Source organism: Mycobacterium sp. 4858, assembly GCF_900240975.1.
In the GTDB taxonomy this organism is placed as follows: Bacteria; Actinomycetota; Actinomycetes; order Mycobacteriales; family Mycobacteriaceae; genus Mycobacterium.
Genome location: NZ_LT968776.1, coordinates 1,350,757 through 1,375,045, shown reverse-complemented (window position 1 = coordinate 1,375,045; position 24,289 = coordinate 1,350,757). Strand labels below are relative to the sequence as shown.

General features: G+C 68.8%; 16 protein-coding genes. 9 read left to right on the top strand and 7 right to left on the bottom strand.

The genetic code is table 11. The annotated features are described in order from the left end of the window. Window positions 1-6: 6 nt before the first annotated feature. The 6 genes from C1737_RS14980 to C1737_RS14955 all read right to left on the bottom strand — a co-directional run bounded on the left by C1737_RS14980 (window position 7) and on the right by C1737_RS14955 (window position 5,744). Entirely contained in the window at window positions 7-699 is a 693-nt protein-coding gene (locus C1737_RS14980; RefSeq protein WP_102418765.1) for a YciI family protein, read from the bottom strand. Window positions 700-804: 105 nt separating this feature from the next. Next, entirely contained in the window at window positions 805-1,701 is an 897-nt protein-coding gene (mmaA4, locus tag C1737_RS14975) for a hydroxymycolate synthase MmaA4 (RefSeq protein WP_102418764.1), read from the bottom strand. A 115-nt stretch (window positions 1,702-1,816) separates the two neighbouring features. Then, window positions 1,817-2,677, bottom strand: a complete 861-nt coding sequence (locus C1737_RS14970; RefSeq protein ID WP_102418763.1) for a cyclopropane mycolic acid synthase family methyltransferase — start codon at window positions 2,675-2,677, stop codon at window positions 1,817-1,819. A gap of 87 nt (window positions 2,678-2,764) precedes the next feature. After that, window positions 2,765-3,670: an alpha/beta fold hydrolase gene (locus tag C1737_RS14965; protein WP_067923612.1), complete on the bottom strand. Its 906-nt coding sequence runs from the start codon at window positions 3,668-3,670 to the stop codon at window positions 2,765-2,767. Beyond that, window positions 3,670-5,016, bottom strand: a complete 1,347-nt coding sequence (locus C1737_RS14960; protein ID WP_102418762.1) for an AarF/ABC1/UbiB kinase family protein — start codon at window positions 5,014-5,016, stop codon at window positions 3,670-3,672. Before C1737_RS14960 ends, C1737_RS14965 begins: the two co-directional genes overlap by 1 nt. A 146-nt stretch (window positions 5,017-5,162) precedes the next feature. Next, window positions 5,163-5,744 carry a DinB family protein gene (locus C1737_RS14955; RefSeq protein WP_102418761.1) on the bottom strand — a complete coding sequence of 194 codons (582 nt, stop codon included), beginning with the start codon at window positions 5,742-5,744 and terminating at the stop codon, window positions 5,163-5,165. 59 nt (window positions 5,745-5,803) lie between these two features. Here C1737_RS14955 and C1737_RS14950 point away from each other — a divergent pair, with 59 nt between their 5' ends. From C1737_RS14950 to rplL, 5 genes are all read left to right on the top strand, one after another. Beyond that, window positions 5,804-9,982: an NEW3 domain-containing protein gene (locus C1737_RS14950; protein WP_102418760.1), complete on the top strand. Its 4,179-nt coding sequence runs from the start codon at window positions 5,804-5,806 to the stop codon at window positions 9,980-9,982. Next, window positions 9,979-10,590, top strand: coding sequence for a malonyl CoA-ACP transacylase (locus C1737_RS14945; protein WP_067923601.1), 612 nt, complete (start codon window positions 9,979-9,981; stop codon window positions 10,588-10,590). The genes C1737_RS14950 and C1737_RS14945 overlap by 4 nt, the downstream gene beginning before the upstream one ends. Continuing rightward, complete coding sequence (locus C1737_RS14940; protein WP_068092088.1) at window positions 10,590-11,504, top strand: ROK family protein; 915 nt, start codon at window positions 10,590-10,592, stop codon at window positions 11,502-11,504. Before C1737_RS14945 ends, C1737_RS14940 begins: the two co-directional genes overlap by 1 nt. A gap of 270 nt (window positions 11,505-11,774) precedes the next feature. Next, on the top strand, window positions 11,775-12,407 hold the full coding sequence (gene rplJ, locus C1737_RS14935) for a 50S ribosomal protein L10 (protein ID WP_067923595.1): 633 nt from the start codon (window positions 11,775-11,777) through the stop codon (window positions 12,405-12,407). A 36-nt stretch (window positions 12,408-12,443) separates the two neighbouring features. Next, a complete protein-coding gene (gene rplL / locus C1737_RS14930) occupies window positions 12,444-12,836 on the top strand; it encodes a 50S ribosomal protein L7/L12 (protein ID WP_067923592.1) in 393 nt (130 codons plus the stop codon). A 58-nt stretch (window positions 12,837-12,894) separates the two neighbouring features. On the opposite strand, the gene C1737_RS14925 is transcribed toward rplL, so the two are convergent. Then, the gene (locus tag C1737_RS14925; protein WP_102418759.1) at window positions 12,895-13,572 is read right to left on the bottom strand and encodes a TetR/AcrR family transcriptional regulator; all 678 of its coding nucleotides are present in this window, start codon (window positions 13,570-13,572) and stop codon (window positions 12,895-12,897) included. 71 nt (window positions 13,573-13,643) lie between these two features. On the opposite strand from C1737_RS14925, the gene C1737_RS14920 reads away from it, so the two are divergent. From C1737_RS14920 to C1737_RS14905, 4 genes are all read left to right on the top strand, one after another. After that, window positions 13,644-15,170 carry a carotenoid oxygenase family protein gene (locus C1737_RS14920; RefSeq protein ID WP_102418758.1) on the top strand — a complete coding sequence of 509 codons (1,527 nt, stop codon included), beginning with the start codon at window positions 13,644-13,646 and terminating at the stop codon, window positions 15,168-15,170. Window positions 15,171-15,339: 169 nt separating this feature from the next. Beyond that, window positions 15,340-16,350, top strand: coding sequence for an ABC transporter ATP-binding protein (locus tag C1737_RS14915; RefSeq protein WP_007167801.1), 1,011 nt, complete (start codon window positions 15,340-15,342; stop codon window positions 16,348-16,350). A 391-nt stretch (window positions 16,351-16,741) separates the two neighbouring features. Beyond that, window positions 16,742-20,263, top strand: coding sequence for a DNA-directed RNA polymerase subunit beta (locus C1737_RS14910; protein WP_102418757.1), 3,522 nt, complete (start codon window positions 16,742-16,744; stop codon window positions 20,261-20,263). Window positions 20,264-20,303: 40 nt separating this feature from the next. Further along, a complete protein-coding gene (locus tag C1737_RS14905) occupies window positions 20,304-24,254 on the top strand; it encodes a DNA-directed RNA polymerase subunit beta' (protein WP_102418756.1) in 3,951 nt (1,316 codons plus the stop codon). Window positions 24,255-24,289: the final 35 nt, after the last annotated feature.

The following is a 24,289-nucleotide window of genomic DNA, read 5'->3' as shown; positions in this document are numbered from 1 at the left end:
GGAGCTTTAGAGTCCCGAGACCCCGGCCAGCTGCCGCACCTGCACGGTCGACGCGGGGATCATCGAGGCCAGCTTGACGGCCTCGTCCCGGTCGGTGGCGGCCAGGAAGTAGATCCCGGTGGCGATCTCGGCGCCTTCCGCGTACGGCCCGTCGGTGATGAGGGCCTCACCGTCGCGCACCCGCACGGTCGTGGCGGTGGAGCGGTCGTGCAGAGCGGCCCCGCCGATGATGTGATCACCCGCGGCCGCGTGCAGATCGGCGTGCTTGGCCGCCACGGCCTCCCACTCGGGGGTGCCCGGGGTGTGCGCCGACGCGGGTGGTTCGAGCAGCAGCGCCAGCCAGTCGTTCCCGGTGAGCTTGCGGGACGGTTCGATCGAGTGCACCACCGGCCACACCTCCACCGCCCCGAACCCCGCGACCGGGATGTCGCGGGCCAGCGCCAGCGCCTCGTCCAGATTCTCCGCTTCGAACACGTAGTAGCCGCAGGCGACCTCGGCCGACTCGGCGAACGGGCCGTCGGTGGTGATCGGCGCGTCGGGGCCGCCGGTGATGACCGTTGCGGCGGGTGTCAGCGCGTCACCGGCCCGGATCGCCGCGCCGGCTTTGGCATGGAAGCTCTCGAACGCGGCCATCGCGGCGGCCGCATCGTCGGGCGTGCGGTCTTGCTCCTTGCTGATCAACAACGCGAAGTACTGCATCTGTCGTCACCTCCGGGTAGCGAGCGAAACCGGCTGTTTCACTCTCTACCTCTTTGACGAACGGCGCGCGGGGGATCCGACAACGCGGACCCGGTCAGGACCGAACTACTTGGCCGCTCCCGGCTTCAGGTAGGTCACCAGGCTGACGTCGAGCATCTCGTCGGTGAAGTAGTGCTCACAGCCGCGCAGATACTTCACGTAGCGGTTGTAGACCTCTTCGGAGGTGACCTCGATGGCCCTGTCTTTGTTGGCCTCCAGGTTGTCGCCCCAGATGTGCAGCGTCTTGATGTAGTGCGGACGTAGCGAAAGGGGTTCGGGCACAACGAAACCCGCCTTCTCGCCGTGGTCGACCATCATCTGGGTGGACGGCAGGCGGCCGCCCGGGAAGATCTCGGTGACGATGAACTTGATGAACCGGGCCGTCTCGAACGTCAGCTTCTTCCCGCGGGCCGCCATCTCCAAGGGGTGGTAGCTCACGCTGCTCTGGACGGTCATCCGGCCGTCCTCGGGCATGATGTCGAACGTCCGCTTGAAGAAGTCGTCGTAGTTCTCGTGCCCGAAGTGCTCGAAGGCCTCTATCGACACGATCCGGTCGACCGGTTCGCTGAAGTCCTCCCAGTTCTGCAACCGCACCTCACACGAGCGGTTGGTGTCGATCGAGGCCAACACCTGCTCGCAGCGGGCGTGCTGGTTCTTGGACAGCGTCAGGCCGATCACATTGACGTCGAACCGCTCGACGGCGCGCTTCATCGTGGTCCCCCAGCCGCAGCCGATGTCCAGCAGCGTCATGCCGGGCTGGAGGTCCAGTTTGTCGAGGTTCAGGTCGATCTTGGCGTATTGCGCCTCTTCCAGCGTCATATCCTCACGCTCGAAGTAGGCGCAGCTGTAGATCCGGGTGGGGTCCTGGAACAGGGCGAAAAAGTCGTCGGATACGTCGTAGTGCGCCTGGATGTCCTCGGGAGCCGTTCGGATCTTCGTCGGGCTAGCCGCTTGATCAGCCATTTTCGTCCTGTTCTGCTCCGAAGGAGTTCGCTGCCGATTACCCACGCACTGCTCGGCGGGTTTGACGTGCAACGATACCGAACTTGTCCAGCCCCACCCGTATGAGGCGCGGTCACTATTTGGTGAGGGTGTACTGCGCGACGTTCGAGATGCCCTTGCGGAACAGGTCCGCGCAGCCGGTCAGGTAGCGCATGAAGCGGTCGTAAACCTCTTGGGACTGGACGGCGATTGCGCGTTCGCGATTGGCCTCCAGATTGGCCGCCCACGTATCGAGGGTCCGCGCGTAATGCGGCTGTAGATATTGAATCTGCTCGACCGAGAAACCGCTGGCTTGCGCATTGTCGACGATGTCGGGTTCGCCGCACATCTGCCCGCCGGGAAAGATCTCCTTGCCGAGGAAGTGGAAGAAACGCAGGTCCGACATGGTGATCTGAACGCCGCGCTTTTTCCACTCCGACTGCGGATAGGTGAAGATGCTGTGCATCAGCATTCGGCTGTCATCGGGCAGGGTCTTGTAGGCCCAATCCCAGAACGCCGGCCAGCGTTCCTTCTTGAACGCGTCGAAGGCCTCGAAACTCATGATCCGGTCGACCTGCTCGTCGAACTCCTCCCAGCCCTGCAACCGGGCCTCGACCCGGCGCTTCGTAGGGATCGCGGCCAGCCGCTCCTTGGTGCGCGCGTAGTGGTTGCGGCTGAGCGTGATGCCGATGACGTTCACGTCGTATTGCTCGACCGCCCGGACCACCGCCCCGCCCCAGCCGCAGCCGACGTCCAGCACCGTCATTCCCGGCTCGAGATCGAGCTTGCCCAGCGCCAGATCGAGCTTGGCGAGCTGCGCCTCTTCCAGCGCCATGTCGTCGTTCTTGAAGTAAGCGCAGGTGTAAACCATGTTGGGGTCGAGGAACAGCGCGAAGAAGTCGTCTGAAATGTCGTAGGTTGCCTGCGACTCTTCGTAATACGGCTTCAGCTTGGCCATTGGTAGACCCACCTCCTTTGACAACCGTACAACCCTGCGAGCTGGACTGAGACCGCAGGGGAAGCGTTTCTTCCGAGTGTTTTTTGCTCAGTTCGCTTCGGCGAAGTTGCTCGTCAGCACACCGATCACCTGGTCCCACAACTGTTGTGGCAGATCATGTCCCATCCCGTCGAATAACACCAATCGAGCGCCGTCGATGGCCCGGGCCACCGCGCGGCCGCCGAAGGGCCGCATCAGCTTGTCCGCCCGGCCGTGGATGACCACGGTGGGGGCGGCGGTCCGGCGGTTGTACCGACGCAGGCTGCCGCTGCCCAGCACCGCGCCGAAATGCCTCGCGACGCCCTGCGGGTAGTAGTTGCGGTCGTAGCCCTCCGCGGCCTCGGCGCGGGCCTGCTCTTCGGGCACCCGGTAGCGCGGGCTGCCGATGATGTTGCCGACACGCACCGCGTTGTCGATGATCACCTCGCGGGGCGAACCCGGCGGCGGGCCCTTCAGCAGCGCCAGCAACGCGCGCGGGGCCGGCGGCGGCAGGAAAGCCGAATTGTTGCTGGAGAAGATGACGGCCAGCGTTTTCGTCCGGTGGCGGAACCGTCCGGCGAAGATCTGGGCGATCATGCCGCCCATCGACGCGCCCACGATGTGCGCGTCCGCGATGCCGAGATGATCCAGCACGGCCGCGGCGTCGTCGGCCATGTCCTCGAGCGTGTACGCCGCTGGGCTGGGCAGACCCAGCCAGGAGCGCACCAACCGGGTCACCAGCGGCTGCCCCGAGCTGCGGTGCTGGGTCTTGCTCGACAGGCCGACGTCGCGGTTGTCGTAGCGGATGACGCGCAGCCCATGGCCGACCAACTGTTCGCAGAACGCCGTGCGCCACAGCAGCAGCTGGGCGCCCAGCCCCATGATGAGCAGCACGGGCGGGTGATCGATGTCGCCCATGTCCTCGTAGTAGAGCTTGAGGTCGCCGGATATGGCGTTGCCGGTGCGAACCTGCATCAGACCTCGATGTCGGATTCGTACTCGCGGCTGACCTCGACCATGAAGTTGGCGAAGTAGCCGGTCAGTTGCGGGTCGGACATCATCTGCCATTTGGGGGCGAGCAATTTCATGTACCGCTCGACGTAGAGGAACTGCTTGCCGATCAGCACCAGCTCGCGGGGCAGCTTGACGTCGTAGGCGTCGGCCAGGGCCGACAGCTGCCGCCCGATGTCGGCGTAGGACATGTCGCCCAGCGTCTGCATGGTCAGCGGCGTGGCGAAGCGCTCCAGGTCCTTGGCGGCCTGGGCCTCGGGCTTCACGGTGCCCACGGCGCCCATCAGCACCACGATCTTGCCCGCCGCGGCGTGGTCCTTCTTGACCAGCAGCGCGTACACCAGCTCGCGCAGCAGCCAGCGGGTGCGCGGGTCGATGCGGCCCATGATCCCGAAGTCGAAGAACACGATGCGGCCCTGATCGTCGACATAGAGGTTGCCGGCGTGCAGGTCGCCGTGGAAGAGCCCGTGCCGCAGCCCGCCCTCGAACAGCGAGAACAGCAGCGCCTTGACCAGCTCGGTGCCGTCGAAGCCGGCCTTGCGGATGGCGGCGACGTCGTCGATGCGGATGCCGTGCACCCGTTCCATCGTCAGCACCCGGTCGCTGGTGAAATCCCAGAACACCTGCGGCACCCGGATGTTGCGGCCCAGTGGGGAGGCGTGCAGGTGCGATACCCAGGCCTCCATCGACTGCGCCTCGAGCCGGAAGTTCAGCTCCTCGGCCAGGTTGTCGGAGAAGTCCGCGACCACGTCCTGCGCCGAGAGCCGGCGACCCAGCTTGGCCAGCTCGACGGCCTGGGCGAAGCGCTTGAGGATCTGCAGGTCGGCGGCCACCCGGCGGCGGATGCCCGGGCGCTGAATCTTGACGACCACCTCCTCACCGGTGTGCAGGGTCGCGTAGTGCACCTGGGCGATGGACGCCGACGCGAACGGCTCCTCTTCCCACTTGGCGAACAGCTCGGCCGGGTCGCCGCCGAGCTCCTCGACGAAGAGCTTGTGCACCTCGTCGGTGTCGGCGGGCGGCACCCGGTCGAGCAGGCCGCGGAACTCGCGGGACAGCGATTCGCCGAACGCCCCGGGGCTCGAGGCGATGATCTGCCCGAATTTCACGTACGTCGGGCCGAGGTCGGCGAAGGTCTGCGGGAGCTGCTTGATCACCTTCTGCTGCCACGGGCCCCGGCCCGGCAGCTTGGTGACGACACGAGCGGCGGTGCGGGTGACCTGCCAACCGGTGACGGCCACCCGGGCCGCCTCGACCGGCAGCGGCACCCGGTCCAGCCGGGCCCCGTCGCGGTGCTTGCTAGAGCTCATCTAAAGCAGTCTGCCAAATCTGGGGTGTCAAGTCCCAACTCGCTGTGGCCGCGGTCACCGGCGACTGAAGACCGCCGAGCGTGCATCCACGGCGAAAAATCGGGCCGGATTTCGCCCTGAATGCACGTTGGGCGACGGTTCGGCGGTCAGGATCTCGCCCCCGGGCTCCAGGGCTGCACCCAGCCCTCGATCGCCCAGCCCTCGAGCCCCGCGATCAGCTCGTACATGGTGGCGCCGTCGATGGTTTCGCGGATGATGTCGGCGTGCCCGGCGTGCCGGGCCAGCTCGTTGATGACGTGCAGGATCACCCAGCGCACCGACCAGGCCTCCTGATCCTTGGGAAACCAGGGGATGTCCTTCGGCACCGGCACCGCGGCGTCGAGGTCCGCGGTCTCGGCCAGCCGCAGCGTCGTCGCGTTCTGTTCGGCGAACGCCCGCAGCAGCCCGTCCAGCGTCTCGTCGGGCCGCATCACGTGCTGGTCCGCGAACTCCCTGGTGATCTGCTCGAACGGCCGGGGGTCCTTCGGCGGGGCGCCCGGCGCGGCCGCGACCCGCGCCATCCAGCTGCGCTGCATGCCGGTGGCGTGCTTGACCAGGCCGCCGATCGACAGGGCGCTGACCGACGGGGCGGACCGCGCCTGTTCGTCGGTGAGGCCGTAGCTGACGGCGAAGTAGGCACTCTGGTGAAACTGCAGGAATTCGCGCAGTGCGCTACGTTCGTCGGCCACGGGCCGGGCAAGAGCGGGCATTCTCGGATATTAGGTCCCCCGCGCCGTAAAGTGCGGGCATGCAGCTGGTTTCGGCGGACTCGACGCAGCTTTTCGTCGGGCCGCCGGACGCGCCGTTGCAGGTCGCCCGCGTCGTCGTCGCCGGAGCATGCGAGCCGACGCCGGTCCGCGTCGAAGGGGACGGTCTGCGCGGGGAGGCGGTCGCCGGGGGCGGCGAGGAGGTCGTCGAGGTCCCCGTCCGGGTGGACCACCCGGTCGTCGGGCAGCGGCGCGCGGCGCGGGTGCTGGCCGCCGGCGCCGCCGAGCCGTTCGAGTTCGTCGTGGCCGAGCCTGGCTGGACCATGTTCATGGTCAGCCACTTCCACTACGACCCGGTCTGGTGGAACACCCAGGGCGCCTACACCAGCGAATGGACCGAGGACCCGCCGGGCCGCGCCCGGCAGACCAACGGGTTCGAGCTGGTGCACGCGCACCTGGAAATGGCGCGTCGCGAACCCGAGTACAAGTTCGTGCTGGCCGAGGTCGACTACCTCAAGCCCTACTGGGACACCCGCCCGGAGGACCGCGCCGACCTGCGCCGCTTCATCGCGCAGGGCCGCGTCGAGGTGATGGGCGGCACCTACAACGAACCCAATACCAACCTGACCAGCCCGGAAACGACGATTCGAAACCTGGTGCACGGCATGGGTTTCCAGCGTGACGTGCTGGGCGCCGACCCGGCCACCGCCTGGCAGCTGGACGTGTTCGGCCACGACCCGCAGTTCCCCGGGCTGGCCGCCGACGCCGGGCTGACGTCGAGCTCGTGGGCCCGCGGCCCGCACCACCAGTGGGGCCCGGCCCTGAGCGGGGACGTCGAGCGGATGCAGTTCAGCAGCGAGTTCGAGTGGATCTCGCCGTCGGGCCGCGGCCTGCTCACCCACTACATGCCCGCGCACTACTCGGCGGGCTGGTGGATGGACTCGTCCACCTCGCTGGCGGAGGCCGAGGACGCCACCCTCGCGCTGTTCGATCAGCTCAAGAAGGTCGCGCTGACGCGCAACGTGCTGCTGCCCGTCGGCACCGACTACACGCCGCCGAACAAGTGGGTCACCGCCATCCACCGCGACTGGGCCTCGCGCTACACCTGGCCGCGCTTCGTGTGCGCGCTGCCACGGGAGTTCTTCGCGGCCGCGCGCGCCGAACTGGCCGAGGGCGGCCGGACGCCGTCGCCGCAGACCCGCGACATGAACCCGATCTACACCGGCAAGGACGTCTCCTACATCGACACCAAACAGGCCAACCGGGCCGCGGAGAACGCGGTGCTTCAGGCCGAGCGGTTCGCCGTGTTCGCCGGACTGCTGGCCGGCGCCGAGTACCCGCAGGCGGCGCTGGCCAAGGCGTGGGTGCAGCTGGCCTACGGCGCGCACCACGACGGGATCACCGGCTCGGAGTCCGACCAGGTCTACCTCGACCTGCTGACCGGCTGGCGCGACGCGTGGGAGCTGGGCCGCGCGACCCGCGACGCCGCACTGGCGCTGCTGTCCGGCGCGGTCGGCGGCGACGTCGTCGTGTGGAACCCGCTTGCGCAGCGGCGCACCGACATCGTCACCGCCCGGCTCGACCCGCCGCTGAGCGCGGGCGTCCGGGTGCTGGACGCGGACGGGACCCAGCTGCCGGCGCACGTCGAGCACGGCGGCCGGTCGGTGACCTGGTTGGCGCGCGAGGTGCCGTCGTTGGGCTGGCGGGCCTACCGCCTGGTGCCCGGCGCCGAATCGGCCGGCTGGGAACCGCTGCCCGGCTCGGCGATCGCCAACGAGCATTACCGCGTCGAGGTCGACCCCCAGCGTGGCGGGGGAGTCGCGTCCCTGCTGCAGGACGGCCGCGAGCTGATCGCCGACGGCCGGGTGGGCAACGAGCTGGCCGTCTACGAGGAATACGCGGCGCACCCGACGCAGGCCGAGGGCCCGTGGCACCTGCTGCCCAAGGGGCCGGTGGTGTGCTCGTCGGCCTTCCCGGCCCGGGCGCGTGCCTACCACGGCCCGCTCGGGCAGCGGCTGGTCGTCACCGGGCGGATCGGCGCGCTGCTGCGCTACACCCAAACCCTGACCCTGTGGCGCGGCGTCCCGCGGGTGGACTGCCGCACCACCATCGACGAATTCACCGGGGCCGACCGCCTCGTGCGGCTGCGGTGGCCGTGCCCGGTGCCGGGCGCCATGCCGGTCAGCGAGGTCGGCGACGCCGTTATCGGGCGGGGTTTCGCGCTGCTGCACCCGCCCGGCGGGGGGCCCGAGTCGGTGGACACCGCCCAGCATCCGTGGACGCTGGACAACCCGGCCTACGGCTGGTTCGGCCTCTCGTCGGCGGCGCGGGTCCGGGTGGGTTCGCCCGACGGCCAAGCCGTGCGGGCGGTCTCGGTGGCCGAGGTGGTGGCGCCGGACGAGGCGGTGTCGGCGCCGCTGGCCCGAGGGCTGATGGTCGCGCTGGTCCGGGCCGGGGTGACGGCGACATGCAGCGGCGCGGACAAGCCGCGCTACGGCCACCTCGAGGTCGATTCGAACCTGCCCGACGTGCGCATCGCGCTGGGCGGGCCCGCCCGAAACGCCTTCACCCGGGCCGTGCTGGCAGCCGCCGACGCGGCGTACGGCGAGGAACTCGACCGCCAATTGGCGGCGACCGGCCGGGCCAGGGTTTGGGTGCCGGCCGCGACCCCGTTGGCCGCGGTGTGGGTGCCCGGCGCGGACCTGCGCGCGGTGCGGGCCCTGCCGGTGCTGGTGATCGCCGGCCGCGACGACGAAAGCCTGGCCGCCGCGATCGCGTCGGTGGCCGAGGACCTGGGTGACGCGGAGGTGGTCGTGACCCAGCGGCCGCCGGCGGGCGGCGGCGAACACGAGGACCGCACCGTCGCGCTCCTCAACCGCGGGGTGCCCAGCTTCGCCGTCGACACCGAGGGCACCCTGCACACCGCGTTGCTGCGGTCCTGCACCGGTTGGCCGTCGGGCATCTGGATCGACGAACCGCGCCGCACGGCCCCGGACGGCTCGAACTTCCAGCTCCAGCACTGGACCCACGTTTTCGACTACGCGCTGATCGCGGGCGCGGGCGACTGGCGGCGCGCCGACGTGCCCGCCCGCAGCGCGCAGTTCTCCCACCCGCTGCTCGCGTGTGTGTGCGGGCGTGCGGCGGGCGCGTTGCCCCCGTCCGGGTCGCTGTTGCGCGTCGAGCCCGAAGGTGGTGTGCAGCTGGCGGCCCTCAAGGCGGCCGGCAACCCGCTCGCGGCGGGCAGCGCCCGTCCGGTCGACCCGCGCGCGGTGGCGCTGCGCCTGGTGGAAACGACGGGGGCGGGGGCCGGCGTGGTGATCGGCTCCGACGTCGCCGAGGTCAGCGGATTCCGCGACGCCGATCTCCTCGAAACCCCGCGCGACGGCCACCGCCCGCTCGACCTGCACGGCTATCGGGTGGCCACGGTGCTGGCGCGGTTCGAGGCGCCCCGGGCGGTGACGGCGGCCGGCGCGCCGGCCACGCACGCCGAAGCCGCCCAGCCGCTCTACGCGCGCTACTGGCTGCACAACCGGGGACCCGCGCCGCTCGGCGGGCTGCCGGCCGTCGCCCATCTGCACCCCACGCGGGCCGCCGCCGAACCGGGCGAGGAGGTCGCCCTGCGGCTCACCGCGGCCAGCGACTGCAGCGATGCCGCCCTGACCGCAACGGTGACGCTGGTGTGCCCGGACGGCTGGTCGGCGAAGCCCGACGAGCTGCCCGTCACGCTGCGCGGCGGCGACTACCGCGAGGCCGACGTGGCGGTGTCGGTGCCCGCCACCGCCGGGCCCGGCCTGTACCCGGTCCGCGCCCAGCTTCGCCTCGCCGGGGCGGAGGTCCCGGCCGCGTGGCGGCAGGTGGTCGAGGACGTGTGCGTCATCGAGGTCGGCGCGCCCGCCGGCGCGGAGCCGTTCTATCTCCTCGAAGGCCCGGGCGACGTCGAGGTGACCGCCGGCGATACGGCGGCGCTGACCCTCCGGGTCGCCAGCCACGCCGGGGCGGACCTGGCGCTGGAAGCGCACCTGATCAGTCCGTGGGGGACGTGGGAATGGCTGGGTCCCGCCGCGGTGGGCGCGGTGCTGCCCGCCCACGGCGCCGCGGACCTCGGCTTCGACGTGCGCCCTCCGGCCTGGCTGGAGCCCGGCCAGTGGTGGGCGCTGATCCGGGTCGGCTGCGCCGGCCGGCTGCTCTACTCCCCGGCCGTGCGGGTGACCGTGACATGAGCGTGGTCGCGACGGTTGCCGGGGTCCCGGTCGGTGTCGACGAGGTCGACGCCGCCGAGGCGCGGCTGCGCGGCGGGCCCGGCGCGACCGCGTTGCCGCCCGGCGGCACCGGGGAGGGGCGTCAACTCCGGCGCTGGCTGACCCAACTGATCGTCACCGAGCGGGTGGTCGCCGCCGAGGCCGACGCGCGCGGCCTGACGGGGCGGGGCGCGCCCGGCGAGGCCGAACTGCTGCCCGACGCGACGGCCCGCCTGGAGCTGGGCAGCGTCGCCGCGGCGGTGCTGGCCGATCCCCGCGCGCGGGCGCTATTTGCCGACGTGACCGCCGCGGTGTGCGTCACCGACGAGGAGGTGGCCGCCTATCACGCCCGCAACCCGCTGCGATTCGCCGAGCCGCGCCGCGACCGGCACGGCTGGCGCGCCCCGGCGCCGGTCGGGCCGCCGCTGGACGACGTGCGGCCGGCGATCGCCGACCATCTGCGGGGCGCCGCGCGCCGACGTGCCTTCCGCGTCTGGCTGGACGCGCGGCGAGCCGAGCTGGTGTGCCTCGCCCCGGGCTACGAGCATCCCGGCGACCCCCGCCAACCCGACAACGTCCACCGCCACTGATGACCGCGCTCACCCTCTGCCTGGACATCGGCGGCACCAAGATCGCCGCCGGCCTCGCCGACCCCGACGGCGTGCTGGTGCACACCGTTGTCCGGCCCACGCCGAGCCGTGGTGCGGCCGAGCAGGTCTGGGCGGCGGTCGACGCGACGATCGCCGACGCGCTGCGGGCGGCCGACGGCGCGGTCGGCGCCGTCGGCATCGGCTCGGCCGGCCCCATCGACCTGCACGGCGGAACCGTCAGCCCCATCAACATCGGAGGGTGGCAGGGCTTCCCGCTGCGCGACCGGGTGGCGGCCGCGGTGCCGGGCGTGCCCGTGCGGCTGGCCGGCGACGGCCTGTGCATGGCGCTGGGGGAGCACTGGCGCGGTGCGGGTCGCGGCGCGGCCTTCCTGCTGGGCATGGTGGTGTCCACCGGGGTGGGCGGCGGGCTGGTGCTCGGCGGCGTCCCCTACACCGGCCGCACCGGCAACGCGGGCCACGTCGGGCACGTGGTGGTGGAGGACGGTGGTCCGCCCTGCGTGTGCGGCGGCCGCGGCTGCGTCGAGGCCATCGCGTCGGGACCGTCGATGGTGCGCTGGGCGCGGGCCAACGGTTGGGCGGCGCCGCCGCCCGGCGGCGCCCGTGACCTGGCCGCCGCCGCGGCAGGCGGGGAGCCGGTGGCGCAACGGGCGTTTCGCCGGGGGGCCACCGCGTTGGCGGCGATGATCGCCTCGGTCGGCGCCGTCTGCGACATCGACGTGGTCGTCATCGGGGGAGGCGTGGCCAACTCCGGGCGCCTGCTCTTCGACCCGTTGCGGGAGAAACTGGCCGAGTACGCCAGGCTGGACTTTCTGGCCGGTCTGCGGGTGCTGCCCGCCGAACTGGGCGGCGACGCGGGGCTGGTCGGCGCCGCCCGGCTGGCGAGCCTCGGCTGACCACCCCGACGCCCGCCGTTTTGGTCGAACGGGTCTAGCCGGGCTATCCTGGTGGCCGATCCACCGAAGACCGTCGGTCACCGAGAAATCGGTTGAAGGTCCGGGAGCATCCCGGCGGCCCACGCAGGAGGACGAGGCAGCAGCGCCGGCACGCGCCGGCGTCTTCTTCACGCCCCGGCCGCATCCTGCGCCGGGGCGTACTTCGTTTCCAGCCGTTCCTTCGGTGATCGCAGACGACACGTCGCATGGCTTTCACTTCAGGAGGTACGCATGGCCAGGGCTGACAAAGCCACCGCCGTTGCAGACATCGCCGAGCAGTTCAGGGAGGCGACCGCGACCCTGATCACCGAGTATCGCGGTCTGACCGTGGCCAACCTGGCCGAGCTGCGCCGGTCGCTCAGCGGGTCGGCCACCTACTCGGTGGCCAAGAACACGCTGATCAAGCGGGCGGCGTCCGAGGCGGGCGTGGAAGGCCTCGACGAGCTGTTCGCCGGGCCCACCGCCATCGCGTTCGTCACCGGGGAGCCGGTCGACGCCGCCAAGGCCATCAAGACCTTCGCCAAGGACAACAAGGCGCTGGTCATCAAGGGCGGCTACATGGACGGCCGCGCGCTGACGGTCGCCGAGGTTGAGCGCATCGCCGACCTGGAGTCGCGCGAGGTGCTGCTGGCCAAGCTGGCCGGCGCGATGAAGGGCAACCTCGCCAAGGCGGCCGGCCTGTTCAACGCCCCCGCCTCGCAGATCGCCCGCCTCGCCGCGGCCCTGCAGGAAAAGAAGGCCGCAGAAGGCCCCGCGGCCGCCGCGGAACCGGCAGCCGCGGCGGAGCCCGCCGCGGAAGCCGCCCCAGAACCAGCTTCGGAAACACCCACCGAGGCCCCGGAAACCCCGGCCGAAGCCGAATAACCCCCAACCGCCGAAATTAGGAAGGACCCACACACCATGGCGAAAATGTCCACCGACGACCTGCTCGACGCCTTCAAGGAAATGACCCTCTTGGAGCTCTCCGACTTCGTCAAGAAGTTCGAGGAGACCTTCGAGGTCACCGCGGCCGCTCCGGTCGCCGTCGCCGCGGCCGGCCCGGCCGCCGGTGGCGCGCCCGCCGAGGCCGCCGAGGAGCAGTCCGAGTTCGACGTCATCCTCGAGGCCGCCGGCGAAAAGAAGATCGGCGTCATCAAGGTCGTCCGCGAGATCGTGTCCGGCCTGGGCCTCAAGGAGGCCAAGGACCTGGTCGACGGCGCGCCCAAGCCGCTGCTGGAGAAGGTCGCCAAGGAGGCCGCCGAGGAGGCCAAGGCCAAGCTGGAGGCCGCCGGCGCCACCGTCACCGTCAAGTAGTTCATTTCGCGAAGACCCCCGGAACCGCCCAGGGCAGGTTCCGGGGGTCTTCGTGTGCTCAGCCCGCGCGCGCCGCCGAGCGCTGCGACTGGGCAACCCGCTCGGGTGAATCCCCCAAAGCAACAAGAAATTTCGATTCCATCGAGCCGAGCACCTGTGCGACGGCAGCGCCGTCGTCGCCGTAGTGCCCGGCCAGTTCCAGCATCACGAACCCGTGCACCAGCGCCCAGAACTGGGCGGCCGTGGCCACCAGGGTCCTGTCGTCTGCGCCCGAGCACACGGTGATTCGTCCCGCCTGTACGGACCGCTGCACCGCGCGTACCACGTGCGCGAAGCTGGGGATGTGCTGCTCGATCTCGGTGACCGTCAGGGTCAAGATGTTGCCCGCGGGTGCGTTGATGCCGTGCGCGCTGGTGCTGCCGAACATCAGTCGGTACATGTGGGGGCGCTCGATGGCGTATCGCCGATAGGCCGCGGCGGTGGCGAACAGATCGGCCACCGGGTCGTCGGTCCGGGGTACCGACAGCGCGGCGTCGAACTGCCGCAGGCCCTCCTGGGCGACCTCGGCGATCAGGCCCCGCATCCCGCCGAAATGGGTGTACACCGCCATCGTCGAGGTCCCGGCCGCGCCGGCCACCCTTCGGGTCTGCAGCGCGTCGGGCCCCTGCTCGTCGAGCAGGCCGACGGCGGCGTGCACCATCTCGTCACGAACGCTGCGCTGAGTCTGCGAAGTCATCCTTGTCATCTTCTCATCGGGGGCGTAGGTTGCCAATAACAGCGAAATAACAATGTTATAGGAGCTCAGCGATGACCTCTGCGCAGACCACCCGGTCCCGGAATCCGTATCTCGAGGGTTTCCTGGCGCCGGTGGGCGCCGAGGTGACCGCGACCGATCTGGAGGTCACCGGCCACATCCCGCAGCACCTCGACGGGCGCTATCTGCGCAATGGCCCCAACCCCGTCGCGGAGGTCGATCCCGCCACCTATCACTGGTTCTCCGGCGACGGAATGGTGCACGGGGTGGCGCTGCGCGACGGGAAGGCCTGCTGGTACCGCAACCGCTGGGTGCGCACCGCGCGGGTATGCGATGTGCTGGGGGAGCCGGCACCCACCGGACTGGACCCGCGGGCCGGAATGCTGTCGGTTGGCCCCAACACCAATGTGCTGATGCACGCCGGACAAACGCTGGCACTGGTCGAGGGGGGCGGCGCGAACTACCGGCTTACCGACGAGCTGGACACCCTCGGGACATGCGACTTCGACGGCACTCTGTTCGGTGGCTACACCGCCCATCCGCACGCCGATCCCCGCACCGGTGAATTGCACGCGGTGTCTTATGCGTTCACCCGCGGGCGGACGGTGCAGTACTCCGTGATCGACACCCACGGACGAGCGCGGCGCACCGTCGACATCGAGGTGAGCGGGTCGCCGATGATGCACGACTTCTCCCTGACCGACAAATACGTGGTGATCTACGACCTGCCGGTGACGTTTGACCCGATCCAGATCGCTCCGGTTAAGGTGCCCCGCCCGCTCAGTGCGCCGGCGCGGCTGGTGGCGCAATCGGTGCTTGGCCGCGTCCGGATCCCCAGCCCGCTCGCAACGATGATGAACCGCAATCGGCAGCCGATCAACCGGATGCCCTACCGCTGGGATGCGAACTACCCGGCGCGCATCGGGGTCATGCCGCGCGAGGGCTGCGGGAGCAACGCGGGCAAAGATGCCATCCGCTGGTTCGATATCGAACCCTGTTACGTCTACCACCCGCTCAACGCCTATTCCGAGATGCGTGGCGGGACCGAGGTTTTGGTGCTCGACGTGGTGCGCTATTCGCGGATGTTCGATCGGGACCTGCGCGGTCCCGGCGACAGCCGGCCAACGCTGGACCGCTGGACCGTCAACCTGGCGACCGGTGCGGTGAGCAGCGAGCGCCGCGACGATCGGCCGCAGGAGTTTCCCCGCATCAACGAGGCCCTGCTGGGTGGGCGGCACCGGTTCGGCTACGCCGTCGGCGTGGACGGTGGGTATCTTTCCGGCGGGGCATCCGAGATGTCGACCGCGCTGTACAAGCACGACTACGCCACCGGATCCAGCGCGGTCGCGCCGCTGGACCCCGACCTTTTGCTCGGCGAGATGTCTTTCGTGCCCAACCCCCGCTCCCAGAAAGGACGCGCCGAGGACGACGGCATCCTGATGGGCTACGGGTATCACCGCGGCCGCGACGAAGGCCAGCTGGTGTTGCTGGACGCCGCGACGCTCGAGTCGGTGGCTACCGTGCACCTGCCGCAGCGGGTGCCGATGGGCTTCCATGGGAACTGGGCGCCCGCTGGCTAACGCGCGTTGAATAGGACACCCGCCGCCGGCGGCGGCGGGATCTCAGGTCAGCCAATTTTTGCCGGCTGTGCCGCGCAACCCTGATGCCGCGTAGCAAGCGTGCGCTACAGTGACTCATGCCACATAAAAGGGCAGGTGGCGGGCTTGAGCGTCGACGGAAGGATCTCCCATGGGTGTCGCTATTGAGGTGAACGGCCTCACGAAGTCCTTCGGATCCTCCAGGATTTGGGAAGACGTGACGCTGGAGATCCCCGCCGGGGAGGTCAGCGTCCTGCTGGGGCCGTCGGGTACCGGCAAATCGGTGTTCCTGAAGTCCCTGATCGGCCTGCTGCGGCCGGAGCGCGGCTCGGTCGTCATCGACGGCACCGACATCCTGCAGTGCTCGGCCAAGGAGCTCTACGAGATCCGCACGCTGTTCGGCGTGATGTTCCAGGACGGCGCGCTGTTCGGTTCGATGAACCTGTTCGACAACGCCGCCTTCCCCCTGCGCGAGCACACCAAGAAGAAGGAAGGCGAGATCCGTGACATCGTCATGGAGAAGCTGACGATGGTCGGCCTGGGGGGCGACGAGAAGAAGTTCCCCGGCGAGATCTCCGGCGGTATGCGCAAGCGCGCCAGCCTGGCCCGCGCCCTGGTGATGGACCCGCAGATCATCCTCTGCGACGAGCCCGACTCGGGTCTGGACCCGGTTCGTACCGCCTACCTGAGCCAGCTCATCCTCGACATCAACGCCCAAATCGACGCCACCGTCCTGATCGTCACGCACAACATCAACATCGCCCGCACCGTGCCGGACAACATGGGCATGCTCTTCCGGCGCAAGCTGGTCATGTTCGGCCCGCGCGAGGTGCTGCTGACCAGTGACGAGCCGGTTGTGCGGCAGTTCCTCAACGGCCGCCGCATCGGGCCGATCGGCATGTCCGAGGAAAAGGACGAGTCGACCATGGCCGAAGAGCAGGCCGCCCTCGAAGCCGGCCAGCACGCCGGCGGCGTGGAGGAGATCGAAGGGGTGCCGCCGCAGATCGTCGCGTCGCCCGGGATGCCGGAGCGCAAGGCCGTCGCCCGCCGCCAGGCGCGGGTGCGCGAGATTCTGCACACCCTGCCGCAGAAGGCACAGGCCGCGATCATCGACGACATGGAGGGTACCCACAAGTACCGGGCGCACGAGGTCGGCGACTAGACGACCGGCCCGAGGTTTCGCGATAACTTCGCGTAACTCGGCGGCCCGCCCTCTTGACGACGGGCCGTAAACGGGCCAGTCTGTTGGGCAGCATGTATCCAGTGGAAAGTCGAGATGCCAGCCAGCGCCGATGTCCCTGGATTGCCTGTGCTGGGCAGTTGAGGAATGCGCCGTCCTACGCTATTGTTGGACGTTGCGCTGGCTACCTCCTGCCCACCTCACCCGCCACTTGACACTGTGGTCTAAGCCTGAGCCCCCTCTAGCGGCTTAGTTCTTTAGTTGTGCGCGTGAGAATCGGACAGATCGTTCGCCGGCCTAACCGACACAATTCGCGGCGAACAGACCGGATCCCGGTTTTCGTGAGTCGCACGAGGTGCTGGAAGGATGCATCTTGGCTGATTCTCGCCAGAGCAAAACGGATCGCCCACAAAGTTCCTCTAATGGAAGTTCCTTAAACGGCTCCGTGCCCGGAGCGCCCAACCGAGTGTCGTTCGCCAAGCTCCGCGAACCGCTCGAGGTTCCCGGCCTGCTCGATGTGCAGATCGATTCGTTCGAGTGGTTGATCGGCTCGCCGCGTTGGCGTGCGGCCGCCGCCGAGCGCGGCGAGCCCACCCCGGTCGGCGGCCTCGAAGAGGTGCTGTACGAGCTCTCACCGATCGAGGACTTCTCGGGCTCGATGTCGCTGTCGTTCTCCGACCCCCGCTTCGACGAGGTCAAGGCGCCGGTCGAGGAGTGCAAAGACAAGGACATGACGTACGCGGCCCCGTTGTTCGTCACGGCCGAGTTCATCAACAACAACACCGGCGAGATCAAGAGCCAGACGGTGTTCATGGGTGACTTCCCGATGATGACGGAGAAGGGCACCTTCATCATCAACGGCACCGAGCGTGTGGTCGTCAGCCAGCTGGTGCGCTCGCCCGGCGTGTACTTCGACGAGAGCATCGACAAGTCGACCGAGAAGCTGCTGCACAGCGTCAAGGTGATCCCCAGCCGCGGCGCGTGGCTGGAGTTCGACGTCGACAAGCGCGACACCGTCGGCGTGCGCATCGACCGCAAGCGCCGCCAGCCGGTCACCGTGCTGCTCAAGGCGCTCGGCTGGACCAACGAGCAGATCCACGAGCGGTTCGGCTTCTCCGAGATCATGATGGGGACGCTGGAGAAGGACAACACGGCCGGCACCGACGAGGCCCTGCTGGACATCTACCGCAAGCTGCGCCCGGGCGAACCGCCGACCAAGGAGTCCGCGCAGACGCTGCTGGAGAACCTGTTCTTCAAGGAGAAGCGCTACGACCTGGCCCGCGTGGGCCGGTACAAGGTCAACAAGAAGCTGGGCCTCAACGCAGGCGAGCCGATCACGTCGTCGACCTTGACCGAGGAAGACGTCGTCGCCACCATCGAGTACCTGGTGCGCCTGCACCACGCCCGTACGGATGGCCAGCCCGCTGTCATGACCGTCCCCGGCGGCGTCGAGGTGCCGGTGGAGACCGACGACATCGACCACTTCGGCAATCGCCGCCTGCGCACCGTCGGCGAGTTGATCCAGAACCAGATCCGGGTCGGCATGTCCCGGATGGAGCGGGTGGTCCGCGAGCGGATGACCACCCAGGACGTCGAGGCCATCACGCCGCAGACGCTGATCAACATCCGCCCGGTGGTCGCCGCGATCAAGGAGTTCTTCGGCACCAGCCAGCTCTCGCAGTTCATGGACCAGAACAACCCGCTGTCGGGTCTGACCCACAAGCGCCGCCTGTCGGCGCTGGGTCCCGGCGGTCTGTCCCGTGAGCGCGCGGGCCTGGAGGTCCGCGACGTGCACCCGTCGCACTACGGCCGGATGTGCCCGATCGAGACCCCCGAGGGTCCCAACATCGGTCTGATCGGCTCGCTGTCGGTGTACGCGCGGGTCAACCCGTTCGGGTTCATCGAGACGCCCTACCGCCAGGTGGTCGACGGTGTGGTCACCGACGAGATCCACTACCTGACCGCCGACGAGGAGGACCGCCACGTCGTGGCGCAGGCCAACTCGCCGATCGACGGGAACGGCCGGTTCGTCGAGCCGCGCGTCCTGGTCCGCCGCAAGGCGGGCGAGGTCGAGTACGTGCCGTCGTCGGAGGTGGACTACATGGACGTCTCGCCGCGCCAGATGGTGTCGGTGGCGACCGCGATGATCCCGTTCCTCGAGCACGACGACGCCAACCGTGCCCTGATGGGCGCCAACATGCAGCGTCAGGCGGTTCCGCTGGTGCGCAGCGAGGCGCCGTTGGTGGGCACCGGGATGGAGCTCCGCGCGGCGATCGACGCCGGCGACGTGGTGGTCGCCGACAAGGCCGGGGTGATCGAGGAGGTGTCCGCCGACTACATCACCGTGATGGCCGACGACGGCACCCGGCACACCTACCGGATGCGCAAGTTCGAGCGCTCCAACCACGGCACCTGCGCGAACCAGTCGCCGATCGTGGACGCCGGTGACCGGGTCGAGGCCGGCCAGGTGATCGCCGACGGTCCGTGCACCGAAAACGGTGAGATGGCCCTGGGCAAGAACCTGCTCGTGGCGATCATGCCGTGGGAGGGCCACAACTACGAGGACGCGATCATCCTCTCCAACCGCCTGGTTGAGGAGGACGTGCTCACCTCGATCCACATCGAGGAGCACGAGATCGACGCCCGCGACACCAAGCTGGGTGCCGAGGAGATCACGCGGGACATCCCGAACGTCTCCGACGAGGTGCTCGCCGACCTCGACGAGCGCGGCATCGTCCGCATCGGCGCCGAGGTCCGCGACGGCGACATCCTGGTCGGCAAGGTCACCCCGAAGGGTGAGACCGAGCTGACCCCGGAGGAGCGGCTGCTGCGGGCGATCTTCGGTGAGAAGGCCCGCGAGGTCCGCGACACCTCACTGAAGGTGCCGCACGGCGAGTCCGGCAAGGTCATCGGCATCCGGGTGTTCTCCCGTGAGGACGACGACGAGCTGCCGGCCGGTGTCAACGAGCTGGTCCGCGTGTACGTGGCCCAGAAGCGGAAGATCTCCGACGGCGACAAGCTCGCCGGCCGGCACGGGAACAAGGGTGTGATCGGCAAGATCCTGCCGGCCGAGGACATGCCGTTCCTGCCGGACGGGACCCCGGTGGACATCATCCTGAACACCCACGGTGTACCCCGACGGATGAACATCGGCCAGATCCTGGAGACGCACCTCGGTTGGGTCGCCAAGTCCGGCTGGAACATCGACGGCTCACCCGAGTGGGCGGCCAACCTGCCCGCGGATCTGCTGCACGCGCAGCCGAACCAGATCGTGTCGACGCCGGTGTTCGACGGCGCCAAGGAGGAGGAGCTGCAGGGCATGCTGTCGTGCACGCTGCCCAACCGCGACGGCGAGGTCATGGTCGACGGCGACGGCAAGGCGGTGCTCTTCGACGGCCGCAGCGGTGAACCGTTCCCGTACCCGGTGACGGTCGGCTACATGTACATCATGAAGCTGCACCACCTGGTGGACGACAAGATCCACGCCCGCTCCACCGGCCCGTACTCGATGATCACCCAGCAGCCGCTGGGTGGTAAGGCGCAGTTCGGTGGCCAGCGGTTCGGTGAGATGGAGTGCTGGGCCATGCAGGCCTACGGCGCCGCGTACACGCTGCAGGAGCTGTTGACCATCAAGTCCGACGACACGGTCGGCCGGGTCAAGGTGTACGAGGCGATCGTCAAGGGCGAGAACATCCCGGAGCCGGGCATCCCCGAGTCGTTCAAGGTGCTGCTCAAGGAGCTGCAGTCGCTGTGCCTGAACGTCGAGGTGCTCTCCTCGGACGGCGCAGCGATCGAGCTGCGCGAGGGCGAGGACGAGGACCTGGAGCGGGCCGCGGCCAACCTGGGAATCAACCTGTCCCGCAACGAATCCGCCTCCGTCGAGGATCTCGCTTAATTCAGTTAGTTACTAAACCCGCAAGGGGAAAGGAAGTTACGTGCTCGACGTCAACTTCTTCGATGAACTCCGTATCGGCCTGGCCACCGCGGAGGACATCAGGCAATGGTCTTACGGCGAGGTCAAGAAGCCGGAGACGATCAACTACCGCACGCTGAAGCCGGAGAAGGACGGCCTGTTCTGCGAGAAGATCTTCGGACCCACTCGCGACTGGGAGTGCTACTGCGGCAAGTACAAGCGCGTCCGCTTCAAGGGCATCATCTGTGAGCGCTGCGGCGTCGAGGTGACCCGCGCCAAGGTGCGCCGGGAGCGGATGGGCCACATCGAGCTCGCCGCGCCCGTCACGCACATCTGGTACTTCAAGGGTGTGCCGAGCCGGCTCGGTTACCTGCTCGACCTCGCCCCGAAGGATCTCGAGAAGATCATCTACTTCGCGGCGTACGTCATCACGTCGGTCGACGACGAGATGCGGCACAACGAGCTGTCCACGCTCGAGGCCGAGATGATGGTGGAGCGCAAGGCCGTCGAGGACCAGCGCGACGCCGATCTGGAGGCCCGCGCGCAGAAGCTGGAGGCCGACCTGGCCGAGCTGGAGGCCGAGGGCGCCAAGGCCGACGCCCGCCGCAAGGTCCGCGACGGTGGCGAGCGGGAGATGCGCCAGCTCCGCGACCGGGCCCAGCGTGAGCTGGACCGGCTGGAGGACATCTGGAGCACCTTCACCAAGCTGGCCCCCAAGCAGCTGATCGTCGACGAGAACCTCTACCGCGAGCTCGTCGACCGCTACGGCGAGTACTTCACCGGCGCCATGGGCGCCGAGTCGATCCAGAAGCTCATCGAGAACTTCGACATCGACGCCGAGGCCGACTCGCTGCGTGACGTCATCCGAAACGGCAAGGGGCAGAAGAAGCTTCGCGCGCTGAAGCGGTTGAAAGTGGTCGCCGCCTTCCAGCAGTCGGGCAACTCGCCGATGGGCATGGTGCTCGACGCCGTCCCGGTGATCCCGCCGGAACTGCGTCCGATGGTGCAGCTCGACGGTGGCCGGTTCGCCACTTCCGACCTGAACGACCTGTACCGCCGGGTGATCAACCGCAACAACCGCCTCAAGAGGCTGATCGACCTCGGTGCGCCCGAGATCATCGTCAACAACGAGAAGCGGATGCTGCAGGAGTCCGTGGACGCGCTGTTCGACAACGGCCGCCGCGGCCGCCCGGTCACCGGGCCGGGTAACCGTCCGCTGAAGTCGCTGTCGGATCTGCTCAAGGGCAAGCAGGGCCGGTTCCGCCAGAACCTGCTCGGTAAGCGCGTCGACTACTCGGGCCGTTCGGTCATCGTGGTCGGCCCGCAGCTCAAGCTGCACCAGTGCGGCCTGCCCAAGCTGATGGCGCTCGAGCTGTTCAAGCCCTTCGTGATGAAGCGGCTCGTCGACCTCAACCACGCGCAGAACATCAAGAGCGCCAAGCGCATGGTGGAGCGGCAGCGCGCCCAGGTGTGGGACGTCCTCGAAGAGGTCATCGCCGAGCACCCGGTGCTGCTGAACCGCGCACCCACCCTGCACCGGCTGGGCATCCAGGCCTTCGAGCCGATGCTGGTGGAGGGCAAGGCGATTCAGCTGCACCCGCTGGTGTGTGAGGCGTTCAACGCCGACTTCGACGGTGACCAGATGGCCGTGCACCTGCCGCTCTCCGCGGAGGCGCAGGCCGAGGCCCGCATCCTGATGTTGTCTTCCAACAACATCCTGTCGCCCGCGTCCGGGCGTCCGCTGGCCATGCCGCGATTGGACATGGTGACGGGGCTGTACTTCCTGACCACCGAGGTCGCCGGCGACAAGGGCGAGTACGCGCCCGCCGCGAAGGACACCCCGGAGGTCGGCGTGTACTCCTCGCCGGCCGAGGCGATCATGGCCGCCGACCGCGGCGTGCTGTCGGTGCGGGCCAAGATCAAGGTGCGGCTGACGCAGCTGCGTCCGCCCGCCGAGATCGAGGCCGAGCTGTTCGGTGCCAACGGCTGGCAGCCCGGCGATGCCTGGATGGCCGACACCACCCTGGGCCGGGTGCTGTTCAACGAGTTGCTGCCGCACGGCTACCCGTTCGTGAACAAGCAGATGCACAAGAAGGTGCAGGCCGCCATCATCAACGACCTGGCCGAGCGCTACCCGATGATCGTGGTCGCGCAGACCGTCGACAAGCTCAAGGACGCCGGCTTCTACTGGGCCACCCGCAGCGGTGTCACCGTGTCGATGGCCGACGTGCTGGTCCCCCCGCGCAAGAAGGAGATCCTCGACCACTACGAGGAGCGGGCGGAAAAGGTCGAAAAGCAGTTCCAGCGCGGCGCTTTGAACCACGACGAGCGCAACGAGGCACTGGTGGAGATCTGGAAGGAGGCCACCGACGAGGTCGGTCAGGCGCTCCGCGAGCACTACCCGGCCGACAACCCGATCATCACGATCGTCGACTCGGGTGCCACGGGTAACTTCACCCAGACCCGAACGCTGGCCGGCATGAAGGGCCTGGTGACCAACCCGAAGGGTGAGTTCATCCCGCGCCCGGTCAAGTCGTCGTTCCGCGAGGGCCTGACCGTGCTGGAGTACTTCATCAACACCCACGGCGCCCGGAAGGGCTTGGCGGACACCGCGTTGCGTACCGCCGACTCGGGTTACCTGACCCGACGTCTGGTGGACGTGAGCCAGGACGTCATCGTCCGCGAGCACGACTGCGAGACCGAGCGTGGCATCCTCGTCGAGCTGGCCGAGCGTCAGCCCGACGGCACCCTGATCCGCGACCCGTACATCGAAACCTCGGCGTACGCGCGGACTTTGGGCGCCGACGCGGTCGACGAGGCCGGGAACGTCGTCGTCGCACGCGGCGAGGACCTCGGTGACCCGGAGATCGACGCGCTGCTGGCCGCGGGCATCACCCAGGTCAAGGTGCGCTCGGTGCTGACCTGCACGACGGGCACCGGCGTGTGCGCCACCTGCTACGGGCGGTCCATGGCCACCGGAAAGCTGGTCGACATCGGCGAGGCCGTCGGTATCGTCGCGGCCCAGTCCATCGGTGAGCCCGGCACGCAGCTGACCATGCGTACCTTCCACCAGGGTGGTGTCGGTGAGGACATCACCGGCGGTCTGCCCCGCGTGCAGGAGCTGTTCGAGGCCCGTGTCCCGCGCGGCAAGGCCCCGATCGCCGACCTCACCGGGCGGGTGCAGCTGGAGGAGGGCGAGCGCTTCTACAAGATCACCATCATTCCCGACGACGGGAGCGAGGAGGTCGTGTACGACAAGCTCTCCAAGCGGCAGCGTCTGCGGGTGTTCAAGCACGAGGACGGTTCCGAGCGGGTGCTGTCCGACGGCGACCACGTCGAGGTGGGCCAGCAGCTGATGGAGGGCTCGGCCGACCCGCACGAGGTGCTGCGCGTGCAGGGCCCCCGCGAGGTGCAGATCCACCTGGTCCGCGAGGTCCAGGAGGTCTACCGCGCCCAGGGTGTGTCGATCCACGACAAGCACATCGAGGTGATCGTCCGCCAGATGCTGCGCCGCGTCACCATCATCGACTCGGGCGCGACGGAGTTCCTGCCCGGTTCGCTGATCGACCGTGCGGAGTTCGAGGCGGAGAACCGTCGGGTGGTGGCCGAGGGCGGCGAGCCCGCCGCCGGCCGTCCGGTGCTGATGGGTATCACGAAGGCGTCGCTGGCCACCGATTCGTGGCTCTCGGCGGCGTCGTTCCAGGAGACCACGCGAGTCCTGACCGATGCGGCGATCAACTGCCGCAGCGACAAGCTCAACGGTCTGAAGGAGAACGTGATCATCGGAAAGCTGATCCCGGCTGGTACCGGCATCAACCGGTACCGCAACATCCAGGTGCAGCCGACCGAGGAGGCCCGGGCCGCCGCGTACACGATCCCGTCCTACGAGGATCAGTACTACAGCCCGGACTTCGGTCAGGCGACCGGCGCCGCGGTTCCGCTGGACGACTACGGCTACTCCGACTACCGCTAGTTCGACGACGATGCGGCGAGGTAACTCGCCGCTGA

Coding starts and splice junctions, on each gene's coding strand:
- mmaA4 (WP_102418764.1), bottom strand. CDS start 1,701: ATGGCTGATCAAGCGGCTAGCCCGACGAAGATCCGAACGGCTCCCGAG.
- C1737_RS14925 (WP_102418759.1), bottom strand. CDS start 13,572: ATGACTTCGCAGACTCAGCGCAGCGTTCGTGACGAGATGGTGCACGCC.
- C1737_RS14980 (WP_102418765.1), bottom strand. CDS start 699: ATGCAGTACTTCGCGTTGTTGATCAGCAAGGAGCAAGACCGCACGCCC.
- C1737_RS14965 (WP_067923612.1), bottom strand. CDS start 3,670: ATGCAGGTTCGCACCGGCAACGCCATATCCGGCGACCTCAAGCTCTAC.
- C1737_RS14915 (WP_007167801.1), top strand. CDS start 15,340: ATGGGTGTCGCTATTGAGGTGAACGGCCTCACGAAGTCCTTCGGATCC.
- C1737_RS14920 (WP_102418758.1), top strand. CDS start 13,644: ATGACCTCTGCGCAGACCACCCGGTCCCGGAATCCGTATCTCGAGGGT.
- rplL (WP_067923592.1), top strand. CDS start 12,444: ATGGCGAAAATGTCCACCGACGACCTGCTCGACGCCTTCAAGGAAATG.
- C1737_RS14950 (WP_102418760.1), top strand. CDS start 5,804: ATGCAGCTGGTTTCGGCGGACTCGACGCAGCTTTTCGTCGGGCCGCCG.
- rplJ (WP_067923595.1), top strand. CDS start 11,775: ATGGCCAGGGCTGACAAAGCCACCGCCGTTGCAGACATCGCCGAGCAG.
- C1737_RS14970 (WP_102418763.1), bottom strand. CDS start 2,677: ATGGCCAAGCTGAAGCCGTATTACGAAGAGTCGCAGGCAACCTACGAC.
- C1737_RS14960 (WP_102418762.1), bottom strand. CDS start 5,016: ATGAGCTCTAGCAAGCACCGCGACGGGGCCCGGCTGGACCGGGTGCCG.
- C1737_RS14945 (WP_067923601.1), top strand. CDS start 9,979: ATGAGCGTGGTCGCGACGGTTGCCGGGGTCCCGGTCGGTGTCGACGAG.
- C1737_RS14940 (WP_068092088.1), top strand. CDS start 10,590: ATGACCGCGCTCACCCTCTGCCTGGACATCGGCGGCACCAAGATCGCC.